The sequence below is a fragment of the Mesorhizobium sp. M1A.T.Ca.IN.004.03.1.1 genome (assembly GCF_003997555.1).
In the GTDB taxonomy this organism is placed as follows: Bacteria; Pseudomonadota; Alphaproteobacteria; order Rhizobiales; family Rhizobiaceae; genus Mesorhizobium.
This window is the reverse complement of the sequence record NZ_RZTV01000890.1, coordinates 1-244: the sequence shown is the minus strand read 5'-3', so window position 1 is coordinate 244 and position 244 is coordinate 1. Positions and strand designations below refer to the sequence as shown.

Sequence of the window (244 nt, the reverse complement as noted above, 5' to 3'; positions counted from 1 at the left end):
CGCTCTTTGCTCTCTGGTGAGCGCGCTCTGCACGCTGGCGCTGCCCGTCATGACGGCGACGGGAACCTTCGCGCCCTGGCCGGTCTTTGCGGTGCTTCTGATTTTCGGGATCGAGCGCGCCTTCATGTCGCCGGCGGTGCAGTCTCTCGCACCCAACCTCGTGCCCGAGCGCGCCCTTTCCAATGCGATCGCCTGGAATTCATCGTCCTGGCAGCTTGCGGCGATCACCGGGCCTGTAATCGGC

General features: G+C 65.6%; 1 protein-coding gene. It reads left to right on the top strand.

The genetic code is table 11. From position 1 onward, the window contains the following. Nucleotides 1-244, top strand: a 244-nt coding sequence (locus tag EOD29_RS34245) for an MFS transporter (RefSeq protein WP_164764065.1), incomplete at both ends; no start/stop codon positions are given.